Annotated in this window: 7 protein-coding genes; 1 reads left to right on the top strand and 6 read right to left on the bottom strand. The window is 71.8% G+C overall.

The genetic code is table 11. The features are described from left to right. The first annotated feature begins 85 nt into the window (after nt 1-85). The gene (locus ACWCP6_RS32690; RefSeq protein ID WP_450936235.1) at nt 86-1,000 is read left to right on the top strand and encodes an SAM-dependent methyltransferase; all 915 of its coding nucleotides are present in this window, start codon (nt 86-88) and stop codon (nt 998-1,000) included. Between the two features lie 31 nt (nt 1,001-1,031). Here ACWCP6_RS32690 and ftsH read toward each other — a convergent pair whose 3' ends face one another. The 6 genes from ftsH to nsdA all read right to left on the bottom strand — a co-directional run bounded on the left by ftsH (nt 1,032) and on the right by nsdA (nt 11,178). Continuing rightward, nucleotides 1,032-2,963: an ATP-dependent zinc metalloprotease FtsH gene (gene ftsH, locus ACWCP6_RS32685; RefSeq protein WP_450936234.1), complete on the bottom strand. Its 1,932-nt coding sequence runs from the start codon at nt 2,961-2,963 to the stop codon at nt 1,032-1,034. A 115-nt stretch (nt 2,964-3,078) separates the two neighbouring features. Further along, nucleotides 3,079-4,611, bottom strand: a complete 1,533-nt coding sequence (gene ffh / locus ACWCP6_RS32680) for a signal recognition particle protein (RefSeq protein ID WP_450936233.1) — start codon at nt 4,609-4,611, stop codon at nt 3,079-3,081. Between the two features lie 330 nt (nt 4,612-4,941). After that, a complete protein-coding gene (locus ACWCP6_RS32675) occupies nt 4,942-7,386 on the bottom strand; it encodes a [protein-PII] uridylyltransferase (protein ID WP_450936232.1) in 2,445 nt (814 codons plus the stop codon). 33 nt (nt 7,387-7,419) lie between these two features. Next, a complete protein-coding gene (locus ACWCP6_RS32670) occupies nt 7,420-7,758 on the bottom strand; it encodes a P-II family nitrogen regulator (protein WP_450936231.1) in 339 nt (112 codons plus the stop codon). Continuing rightward, the gene (locus tag ACWCP6_RS32665; protein ID WP_450936230.1) at nt 7,755-9,113 is read right to left on the bottom strand and encodes an ammonium transporter; all 1,359 of its coding nucleotides are present in this window, start codon (nt 9,111-9,113) and stop codon (nt 7,755-7,757) included. The genes ACWCP6_RS32670 and ACWCP6_RS32665 overlap by 4 nt, the downstream gene beginning before the upstream one ends. 592 nt (nt 9,114-9,705) lie before the next feature. Continuing rightward, entirely contained in the window at nt 9,706-11,178 is a 1,473-nt protein-coding gene (nsdA, locus tag ACWCP6_RS32660; RefSeq protein ID WP_450936229.1) for a transcriptional repressor NsdA, read from the bottom strand. Nucleotides 11,179-11,366: the final 188 nt, after the last annotated feature.

Here is an 11,366-nt window from a genome sequence, read left to right as displayed (position 1 = left end):
TGGCATACGGGGGGAGTGCGAGCGCACTGCGCGGGGCGGACCAACAGGGCACTGCGGCATTCTCGGCGGATTGGGGCGCATTTCGATGACACCTACGCTCGTGCGGCGGCACCGGGACGGTACGGGAACGGCTCCCCCCGTGGACCGGTGCCCCGTGGACCCGCGGGCACGCGCACGCGACTGGGCGGAAATACAGGAGCGGATGCTGGTGCCGCTCTACGAAGCGGTGTACGAACGGCTGGAGCTGGGCCCGGCCGACCGTCTGCTGGGGCTGGGCTGCGGCTCGGGGCTCGCGCTGCTCCTGGCGGCGGCCCGGGGCGCCGCGGTGACGGGCGTGGACGCGGCGTGGCCCGAGCGGCTGGAACTGGCGCGCGAGCGCCTGCCGGCGGAGACGGCGCCCGGCGTGCGCGCGGGCGCGGAGGCCCTGGTGGTCGACGGCGGCCCCGCGGACCTGGCCGGCCCGGCCTCCCCCACATACACCGTGGTGACGGCGTTCCAGCCGATCGGATGTGTCGCGGGCGACTCCGAGGACCTTCTGGACCTGTTGACCGAGGCCGCGCCGCTGACGGCACGCGGCACCTGCGTCGTGCTCACCGGCTGGGGTCCGCCCGAGCGCTGCGCCACCTCCGCGGTGCTGCGCGTGGCCGCACTCCCCCAGGCTCTCGACCTCCCGCGCGCGGGGACCGCCCCGCTCCCCGATCCCCTGCGCGCCACGGGCGGTTGGCGCACGGCCGGCCGCGACGACCTGGAGGACGTCGCCCAGCGTGCGGGCCTGCGCCCGGACGGCTCGGGCCGCGTCGCCTGCCCCTTCGGCTACGCCGACCTGGACTGCGCGGTACGCGGCCTGCTGTCGACGGGCCTGTTCGACCGGGCCGTCGAGGCCACCGACCCGGCCCAGGTGGAGAAGGAACTGACGGAGGCTCTGCACCCGTACGAGCGGAGGGACGGCACGGTGTGGATGCCCAATGTCTTCCGCTATCTGATCGCCCGTACGCCGTAGGGCGCATGGTGCGGGGTGCGCGGGCCGGGGCTCAGGCGTCCTTCTTCATCCGCGGGATCCCCGCGACCTGGTAGACGGCGGCCTCCTCCAGCGTCTCGTTGGCGAGCAGCGCCTCCGCAAGGGCGTCGAGCTTGTCCCGGTGCTCCTGGAGCTGCCCGCACGCGGAGTCGTAGCACTCGTCCACGATCCGCCGCATCTCCCCGTCGATCGCGTCGAGCGTCTCGGGCGCCGCGGCGAGTCCGTAGGCCTGCTGCGCGTCGCTCGGCAGGGCGGAGAGCCGTCCGACGCGCGGGCTCATGCCCCAGCGTCCGACCATGCCGCGCACGATGTTGGTGACCTGTTCGAGGTCGTTCTCGGCACCCGTCGTGACGACGCCGAAGACGACGTGCTCGGCGGCCATCCCGCCGAGTGCGCCGATGATGCGTCCGCGCAGGTACTCCTCGGTGTAGGCGTAGCGGTCGGTCTCCGGTGTGGAGAGCGTGACGCCCAGGGCGCGTCCGCGCGGCACGATGGTGATCTTGCGGACGGGGTCGGCGCCGGGCTGGAGCATGCCGAGCAGGGCGTGGCCGCTCTCGTGGTAGGCGGTGCGGCGGCGCTCGTCGTCCGGCATCACGAGGGGGCGCTCGGCGCCGAGCTGGACCTTCTCCAGGGCCTCGGACAGGTCCGCCTGGGTGACCTGCGACTGCTTGCGCTTCACGGCCATCAGGGCGGCCTCGTTCGTGAGGTTGGCCAGGTCGGCGCCGGTCATGCCGGGGGTGCTGCGCGCGACCCGATCGAGGTCGACGTCCGGGGCGAGGGGGATGTCCCTGCTGTGGATCCTGAGGATGGCCTCGCGTCCCCTGCGGTCGGGCGGCGAGACCTGGACGACCCGGTCGAAGCGGCCAGGGCGGGTGAGGGCGGGGTCGAGGATGTCGGCGCGGTTGGTGGCGGCGGTGACGATGACGCCCTCGGAGCCGGAGAACCCGTCCATCTCGGTCAGGATCTGGTTGAGGGTCTGCTCGCGCTCGTCGTGACCGCCCACCGCGGCGCCCGCCGCCCGGGCCCGGCCGATGGTGTCGATCTCGTCGATGAAGATGATCGAGGGGGCGACCTTGCGGGCCTCGGCGAAGAGCTCGCGCACCCGTGAGGCCCCGACGCCGACGATCATCTCGATGAACTCGGACGCGGAGGCCGAGAAGAACGGCACCCCGGCCTCGCCCGCGACCGCGCGCGCAAGGAGCGTCTTCCCGGTGCCGGGCGGCCCCGCGAGGAGCACACCGCGCGGCATTTTGGCGCCCATCCTGCGGTAGGCGTCCGGGTTCTTCAGGAAGTCGACGACGTCGTTGAGCTCGCCCCTGACCTCGTCGATGCCGGCCACGTCGGCGAACGTGGTGCGTCCGGGGCCGGGCGACAGTTCGACGGGGCGCGGCGGCGCCTTGCGATGGAACATGCCGCCGGTGCCGCCCAGGCCGTTGCGCATCCGGCGCGCGAAGAAGATCCACAGGAAGACGAGCAGCGCCAGCGGCACGAGCGAGAGCAGCAGGTTGGAGAGAAAACTGCGTTCCTTGACCACCGGCTCGGCGGTGACCGTGACGTTGTTCCGGGTGAGGTCCTGCCAGAGGTTGTCGCCGGCGAAGGCCGGGCGCTGGGTCGTGAACTGGGTGTAGTCACCGTGCCCGCCCGGCCTGGGCTGCTTCGCCTTCAGCTGGCCCTGGATCGCGTCGCCCTTGGCGTAGATCTTGGTGACGTTGCCGGAGGCGACCTGCTTGCTGAACTCGGTGTACGAGATCGAGGTCTGGCTGCTCTGGTTGAAGAACGTCAGCCCGACGGCCGCGAGCGCGAGGATGATCAGCGCGGTGATGATCAGGGCGGCCCAGCCGCCCGGCGGGCGCCGCTTCGGGGGCGGCGTCGGCTGGGGCGGTGGCGCACCCTCGGAGCGCCACGGCTGGTCCGGGCGATCGCGTGGAGGTACGGGGTTGGACACGCCTGCGTCTCCTCTGCCGACTGCACCCATGACCGCACAGTTCGGAGGAGCGTGCCACTCGGGCGGCGCCCCGGCCGGGGCGCCGCCCGAGTCGGCGGACGTCTGCGGGCGGGACTCAGCCCATGAACTTCTTGAACTCGTCGGGAAGTTCGAAGTCCTGCGCGGGCTGCGGCAGGCCCAGGGCGCCGCCCTGCTCACGGCGCGCCGCCTCCTCCTGCTCCTGCAGCTTGCGCTTCATCGGGTTGCCCGACCGCTGCTTGCCCTTGGCGGACTTCTGCTTCTTCTTCTGACGGCCGGGACCGCCGCCCATGCCCGGGATGCCGGGCATGCCGGGCATGCCGCCCTGGGCCATCCGCGACATCATCTTGCGGGCGTCGAAGAAGCGCTCGACGAGGTTCTTGACGGCGCTGACCTCGACGCCGGAACCCCGGGCGATACGGGCACGGCGGGAGCCGTTGATGATCGTCGGGTCCTGGCGCTCGCCCGGCGTCATCGACTTGATGATCGCGGCGGTGCGGTCGACGTCCCGCTCGTCGATGTTGTTGATCTGGTCCTTGATCTGGGCCATCCCGGGCAGCATGCCGAGCAGCTTGGAGATCGAGCCCATCTTCCTGACCTGCTCCATCTGGGCCAGGAAGTCGTCGAGCGTGAAGTCCTTGCCCTTGCTGGAGGCCAGCTTGGAGGCCATCTTCTCGGCCTCTTGCTGCGAGAAGGTCTGCTCGGCCTTCTCGATCAGCGTGAGCATGTCGCCCATACCGAGGATGCGGGACGCCATGCGCTCCGGGTGGAAGGCGTCGAAGTCGTCCAGCTTCTCGCCGCTGGAGGCGAACATGATCTGGCGGCCGGTGACGTGCGCGATCGACAGGGCGGCACCACCGCGGGCGTCACCGTCGAGCTTCGAGAGCACCACGCCGTCGAAGCCGACGCCGTCGCGGAAGGCCTCCGCGGTGTTGACGGCGTCCTGGCCGATCATCGCGTCGACGACGAACAGGACCTCGTCCGGCGAGACCGCGTCACGGATGTCGGCGGCCTGCTGCATCATCTCGGTGTCGATACCGAGGCGGCCGGCGGTGTCGACGACGACGACGTCGTACTGCTTGGTGCGCGCGTGGTCGACCGAGTCCTTGGCGACCTGGATCGGGTCGCCGACACCGTTGCCCGGCTCCGGGCCGTAGAAGCCGACGCCCGCGCGCTCGGCGACGACCTGGAGCTGGTTGACGGCGTTGGGGCGCTGGAGGTCGGCGGCCACGAGCAGCGGCGTGTGCCCCTGGGCCTTCAGCCAGTGGCCGAGCTTTCCGGCGAGGGTCGTCTTACCGGCACCCTGCAGACCGGCGAGCATGATCACGGTCGGCGGCTGCTTGGCGAACCGCAGACGGCGTGTCTCGCCGCCGAGGATGCCGATCAGCTCCTCGTTGACGATCTTGATGACCTGCTGCGCCGGGTTGAGCGCCTGCGACACCTCGGCGCCGAGGGCGCGCTCCTTCACCTGCTTGATGAAGGCGCGTACGACCGGCAGCGCCACGTCGGCCTCGAGCAGGGCGATACGGATCTCGCGCGCCGTGGCGTCGATGTCCGCCTCGGAGAGGCGCCCCTTGCCGCGGAGGTTCTTGAATGTCGCTGCGAGGCGATCGGAGAGAGTGTCGAACACGGCGGTCGCGAATCCTCGGGTCGTTGGGAGTCCTCATGCCCCGGCGGCTGCGAGGGAAGGCGGACAGGTCGCCCTCAAGGGTACCCATCCCGGGGACCGGGCTCCGAGGACCTGTCGTCAAAGATGCCGCCCGCCGTACGGGGGTCCCGCCCGCACCCGCACGGGCCGCCCGCCGGTCCGTCTCCCGGCACCCCCGCCGGGCCCCCGCACACCGGCCCGCGCGCGGCGGGCGACGGACGACGGGCGGACGGGCAGACGGGCAGACGGGCAGACGGGCAGACGGGCAGACGGGCAGACGGGCAGACGGGCAGACGGGCAGACGGGCAGACGCTAGCCCCGCAGTGCCTCCTCCAGTGCCCGGGCCACCCCGGCGGCCTCCTCCCCCGGCAGGGGCGCCCCGTCAGGCCCGGTGACGTAGAACGCGTCCACCGCGTTCGATCCGAGCGTGGACACATGGGCGCTGCGCACCCGCACCCCGGCACCGTCCAGGGCACGCCCGATGCGGTGCAGCAGCCCGGGCGCGTCGTGGGCGCGCACCTCGATGACCGAGGCCAGCCGGGACCCGGCCGGTGCGACCGTCACGCGGGGCGGCGGGGCCACCGTGCCGCGGCGGCGCGGATACGCGGCGTCCCGCTCGGCCAGCCGGCCGCGGATGTCCAGCGAACCGTCGAGGGCGCGCACCAGGTCCGCGCGCAGCCGGGCGGCCTGGGGCAGGGATCCGTACTCGGCGGCGACACGCCAGTCCAGCAGGAGCACCGAGCCGCCCATCCGCTCCGGGAGCTCCAGGGCGCGCAGCTCGGCCGTGCGGACGGTCAGCCGGTGCATCGCCAGCACGCCCGCGACCGCGGGCAGCACCCCGGGCTGGTCGGGTACGGCGATCAGCAGCTCCACGCCCAGCGGCTCGGGCTCGCCCGCGGGGTCCTCCGGCTCTGCGGGATGTGCGCGCAGCGCGAGCACCGGACCGCCGGTGCGGACGGCCTCCACGGCGAGCCGTTCCTGCTCGGCTGTGGGTGCCGCGTCCTCGGGGTCCGCCGGGGCCCGTCCCGCGAGCAGGGCCGCGACCCGTTTGACCAGGTCGGCGACGAGGGAGCCGCGCCAGGACGACCAGGCGGCGGGCCCGGTGGCGAGGGCGTCCGCCTCGGTGAGGGCGTGCAGCAGTTCCAGGGTGCCCGTCGAGCCGACCGCGTCGGCGACGGACTGCACGGTCGCCGGGTCGTCCAGGTCCCGCCTGGTCGCCGTCTCGACGAGGAGCAGATGGTGGCGTACGAGGGTGGCGACGACGGCGACGTCGGCGCGGTCGAAGCCGATCCGGGCAGCCGCGTCGCGGGCGATGATCTCGCCGGCCACCGAGTGGTCGCCGGGCCAGCCCTTGCCGATGTCGTGCAGCAGGGCCGCGACGAGCAGCAGGTCGGGCCGTCCGACGCGGCGGGTCAGCTCGGCGGCGCGGACGGCGGTCTCGACGAGGTGCCGGTCGACCGTCCAGGTGTGCACGGGATTGCGCTGCGGACGGCACCGCACCCGCTCCCAGTCGGGCAGCATCCGCGTGATCAGTCCCTCGGCCTCCAGCGCCTCCCACACGTCGACGGTGGGGCGTCCGGCGCCGAGCAGTGTCACCAGCTGTTCACGGGCCTCGGCGGGCCACGGTGCGGGCAGCGGGCGGGCAGCGGCGGCCATCCGGCGTACGGCGTGCAGGGACAGCGGCAGTCCCGCCTGGGCGGCGGCCGCGGCGGCGCGCAGCGGCAGCACCGGGTCCCGCTCGGGGCGGGCGGCGCGGGCGAGCACGACCTCGCCGTCCTGCTCGACGACGCCTTCGGCGAGCGGGGTGCGCTCCTGGGGCGGCTTGCCCCCGCCGAGCATGGCGCGCAGCCGGGGGCGTACGGCCCGTGAGCGCAGCACCCGCCCGACCTCGCGCCAGGTGACGTCGCTGGCGTAGGAGATGGTGCGCCCCGCTTCGTACACCTGTCGCAGCAGGGTGTCGGCGTCGAGGAGGCCGAGCTCGGCGGCGACCTGGTCCTGTTCCTGGAGGGCGAGCCGGTCGGTGGCGCGCCCGGTGGTGAGGTGGAGGGCGTCGCGTACGTCGAGCAGGCGCCGCCGTGCGTCGGCAAGGCCTTCGCGCGGGGCGTCGGCGAGCCAGGACGCGGCGACAGCCCGCAGCGCGGTGGCGTCGCGCAGGCCGCCGCCCGCCTCCTTCAGGTCGGGTTCGAGGAGGTAGGGGAGCCGGCCCTGTCGCTCGGCGCGCTCCTCGCACAGCTCGCGGAGCTCGGGCAGCCGTTTCGGTGCCTGGTTGCGCCAGTCGGCGAGGACCGCGGTGCGCAGGCCCGCCGTCAGCCCGAGGTCGCCCGCGATATGGCGGGCGTCGAGGAGACCGAGCTGCACCTTCAGGTCGTCGCCCGCGGTCTTGCGGGCCTCGCCCGGGGTGCGTACGGAGTGGTCCAGGGCCAGTCCGAGGTCCCAGACGGGGTACCAGATCCGGTCGGCGACGGAGGCGACCGCCGCGGTGTCCGCGCCGCCGTCGTGCAACAGCAGCAGGTCCAGATCGCTGCGCGGGGACAGCTCGCCGCGCCCGTAGCCGCCGACGGCGATCAGCGAGATGCCCCGCAGCTCGCCCGTGGCCGCTCCGAACAGGCCGGCGAGCCAGTCGTCGGTGAGTTCGGCAAGGGCCGCACGGCGCGGCGGCCCGGGCTGCGTCTCCCCTTGCAGGAGACGCAGCCGGGCCGCCGCGTAGCCGCTGGGTCCCGAGCCCTCGGAATCGGTCCGTACCTCGACGCTCGTCACCCAGCGACTCCTTTCCTCTGCCTCACGGTCCGGCTACAGCGCGTCCGGTCCGCGTTCGCCGGTCCGCACCCGGACTGCCGAGTCGACCGGGAGGGTCCAGACCTTGCCGTCACCGATCTTCCCGGTGCGTGCGGCCTTCACCACGACGTTGACGAGCTCTTCGGCGTCGTCGTCCTCGACCAGCACCTCTATGCGGATCTTCGGAACCAGGTCGACGGTGTACTCGGCGCCGCGGTAGACCTCGGTGTGACCGCGCTGGCGTCCGTATCCGCTGGCCTCGGTGACGGTCAGGCCCTGGACGCCGAAGGCCTGGAGGGCCTCCTTGATCTCGTCGAGCCGGTGCGGCTTGACGACCGCGGTGATGAGCTTCATGCGTCGACCTTCCTGGTGTCGTTCGCCGCGGCACTGGTCTCGACGGCGGGGGCGGGGGCGGCCGTGCGGGGCGCGGTGCCGCCGCCTGCGCCGCTGAAGTCGTACGCGGTCTCGGCGTGCTCGACCTGGTCGATGCCGGAGACCTCGTCGTCCTCGGAGACCCGCATTCCGATCGTCTTGTCGAGGAGGAAGGCCAGGACCGCGGAGGCGATCAGCGAGTAGGCGAGGACCGCGAAGACGCCCGCGGCCTGCTTGCCGAGCTGGTCGAAGCCGCCGCCGTAGAAGAGGCCCTTGGCCTTGGACTGGACGCCCCCGGTGGCGAAGAAGCCGATGAGCAGGGAGCCGATGACACCGCCGACCATGTGGACGCCGACGACGTCGAGCGAGTCGTCGTAGCCGAACCTGTACTTGAGGCCCACGGCCATGGCGCACACCACGCCCGCGATGGCGCCGATGGCGATGGCGCCGAGCGGCGAGCAGGAACCGCCGGACGGGGTGATCGCGACGAGGCCCGCGACGGCGCCGGACGCGGCGCCGAGGGTGGTGAACGCACCGTGCCGGATCTTCTCGTAGGCGAGCCAGGCCAGCATCGCCGCGGCGGTCGCGACCTGCGTGTTCACGAACATGACCGCGCCCACGCCGTCGTCGTTGCCGAGCCAGGAGCCGGCGTTGAAGCCGAACCAGCCGAACCACAGCAGACCGGCGCCGAGCATCACCAGCGGCAGGCTGTGCGGGCGCATCGGGTCCTTCTTGAAGCCGACCCGCTTGCCGATCACGAAGATCACGCCGAGCGCCGCCGCACCCGCGTTGATGTGGACCGCGGTGCCGCCCGCGAAGTCGATCACGCCGAGTTCGAAGGCCCAGCCGCCGGTGCCCCACACCCAGTGCGCGACCGGGAAGTAGACGATGACGGCCCAGAGCGTGATGAACAGTGCCCAGGCGGTGAACTTCACGCGGTCGGCGAGTGCGCCGCTGATCAGGGCGGGCGTGATGATCGCGAACATCAGCTGGAAGACGGCGAACACATAGATCGGAATCGTGTATCCGGGCCACAGTTCGGTGATGCCTATACCGCTGAGTCCGAGGTAATTCGACGACCAGCCGATGAGGCTGCCGTGGTCGGTGCCGAAGGCTTCCGAGAAGCCGAAGAGCACCCACAGGATGGTGATGATCCCCAGGCTGATGAAACTCATCATCAGCATGTTGAGGGTGCTCTTGACGCGGACCATGCCTCCGTAGAAGAAGGCCAGCCCCGGCGTCATGAGCATCACCAGGGCGGAGCAGATGAGCATGAACCCGGTGTTGGCGGCGGACAGGTGCGGTGCGTCCGCGGCAAGCGTGATGCCTGGGGGCATCGGCGTCTCCTCGTAGTCGGTACGGCCCGTGCGGGCGAAGCCAGTGCGGTCATGAGGGGTGGGCCGGTTATTCGCCAGAGGTTGTCGCAGCGCGGTTTCGGTCGACGGCTCTCGATGTTTCGCGGCGGTGACGAAGAGGTCCGGGGTGTTACGCCCATATGAACAGCAAGATCCATGAGACCCGGATCGTTATCGTGCCGCAATCGCCGTCGAGACGATCGCGTCCCTGAATGAGGGCCGCATCCACGGCGGGGAAATCCGGGCTACGGGCGCGGATCCGGATACCTTCCGGATGAACCCGGGCGGCGGACGGAGAATCCGGGGCGGCACCCGGGAGAAGGCCGGACGATTGTGCGGAGAATGGCTACAGAGGCCGTCACGGAATCGCCGCGAAGCGCAGGGGAAACCGGGGTGGCGGGAAGCCGGACACGCGGGACCTGTGTTCTTCGGTCGCGGAGCGGCCCGGCCGCGACGGCCATCCGGTTGACCTGGCACGGGGGAGCCGAGTCGGGCTGTTTGTGGATGGCCGCCGCGGCCGGGGGCATATGCCGGACCGGCACGGCCGGTCCGGGGGTGTATCGAGGAGTCGGTGTCAGACCGCTTCGGCGGTCTCGGGGAGCTGGATGGACAGCTTCTCGGTGAGTTCCAGCACCTCGGCGACGTCGCCGAAGTCCCGGGCCGCCGCGTCGACGGTCTTCCGGATGCGTGTGTTCACCCGCTCGGAGCGGACCTTCCTGGCGATGTGCAGGGCCTCCCCGACCATCCTGGCGCTCTGCTCGGGCTCCTTCTGGAGCAGGTGCACGGTGGCCATGCCGACCAGGTTCAGTGCGTACGAACGCTGGTGCTCGGCATCGTCACGGAACAGCTCCACCGCCCTGGCCATGATCGGCTCGGCCATCGATGCGTACGTCGGGCTGCGGCCGGCGACATAGGCGAGGTCGCGGTAGGAGTGCGCGTTCTCCGCGTTCAGCTCGGCCTCGGAGAAGAAGCGGATCCAGTCGGGCTCGGGCTCGTCGAACTCGACGGCGTCCTGGAAGGACTCGTCGGCCATGCGCACCGCGCGCTTGCACTTGCCGGGCTGGCCCATGTTGGCGTACGCGCGGGCCTCCATCGCATACAGCATGGCCTGGGTGCGCGGACTGGCGCAGTCCCGACTGCCGTACTGCGAGAGGTGGATCAGCTCCAGCGCGTCGTCCGGCCTCCCGAGGTGGATCATCTGGCGGCTCATGCTGGACAGGATGTAGGACCCGAGGGGCTTGTCGCCCGCTTCCTTGGCGGCGTGCAGGGCGAGCACGAAGTACTTCTGCGCGGTGGGCTGGAGTCCCACGTCGTAGCTCATCCACCCGGCGAGCTCGGCAAGTTCGGCGGCGACCTTGAACAGGCGCTTGGTGGTGGCTCCCGGCTGGGGTTCCTGGAGGAGGTCCGTCACCTCGTGCAGCTGACCGACGACCGCCTTGCGGCGCAGCCCGCCACCGCACTGGGCGTCCCACTGGCGGAACATCACCGTGGTCGACTCCAGCAGGTCCAGCTCCGGCTTGGAGAGCCGGTTGCCCCGGCGCGCGCCTGCCGGTTCCTGCTCCACGCGCGGTCCGCCCGGGGTGGGCACCAGCCAGCGCTGCATGGGCTCGATGAGCGCGGGGCCCGCGGAGAGCGCGAGCGAGGTGCCGAGGAAGCCCCGGCGGGCGAGCATCAGGTCGCTGCGCGAGAACTCCCCGATCAGCGCGACGGTCTGCGGCCCGGTCCAGGGGAGGTCGACACCGGAGACGGAGGGCGACTGGTGCGCGGCGCGCAGGCCGAGGTCCTCCACGGCGACGACGCAGCCGAACCGCTCCGAGAACAGCTCCGAGAGGATGCGCGGGATCGGCTCGCGCGGATTCTCCCCGTCCAGCCAGCGGCGCACCCGCGAGGTGTCGGTGGAGATGTGGTTGGCACCCAACTGCCGTGCCCTGCGGTTCACTTGCCGTGCCAGCTCGCCCTTGGACCAGCCGCTGCGCACGAACCATGAGTTGAGCATGGAGTTCGGGCGCTTCTCAGCGTTCGTACCGCTCTCGCCGTTGCCGCCCACTCGAACGCCCCCATCCCTGAAGCCACTTGCCCGCGGTCGCGTCAAGTCCCTACAGCCCTAACAGAATGCCGCGCCGGACCGCCGTCCGTCCGCTGGTTGTCACCCATCGAACAGGGGGGCGAGTTGCCTCCGGCATACCCACGAGCGGATGCATCTCCAGAGCTTGTGTACCGACAGTAATCCGGTGA

Source organism: Streptomyces sp. NPDC002004 (assembly GCF_053593975.1).
This window is presented reverse-complemented; position numbering and strand designations above follow the sequence as displayed.